The organism is Flagellimonas beolgyonensis, assembly GCF_003992615.1.
In the GTDB taxonomy this organism is placed as follows: Bacteria; Bacteroidota; Bacteroidia; order Flavobacteriales; family Flavobacteriaceae; genus Flagellimonas; species Flagellimonas beolgyonensis.
The window spans coordinates 1-273 of sequence record NZ_RZMY01000011.1 but is presented as its reverse complement, the minus strand read 5'-3'; the positions used below and the strand labels follow the sequence as shown (position 1 = coordinate 273).

1 protein-coding gene is annotated in these 273 nt (G+C 50.2%); it reads right to left on the bottom strand.

What is annotated here, in order from left to right:
* Positions 1–273, bottom strand: a 273-nt coding sequence (locus EO131_RS06470) for a DUF7507 domain-containing protein (RefSeq protein ID WP_164731636.1), incomplete at both ends; no start/stop codon positions are given.

Genomic DNA, 273 nt, shown 5'->3' with positions numbered 1-273 from the left:
CGATGCTCAGGATGCCATCGTTGTTATCGTCCTCATTGGGTAACAATACGGGTGCCGGCTCATTTATCTGGTCATCCTGCAGATCGATGGTGTGCAGGTCCACGTTGCCTGTGTTGGTCACGGTGAAGGTATAGGTGATGCCATCCAAACAACCATTGTTGTCATTGTCGATGTTGACCTCGCCCACTTTTAAAAGTTCTATGGCGGGTACTGGTGCACAAAGGTCAACAGGAAGATTCGTTTGAACTTGTTGGTTGTCGGCCACCGGGGTGT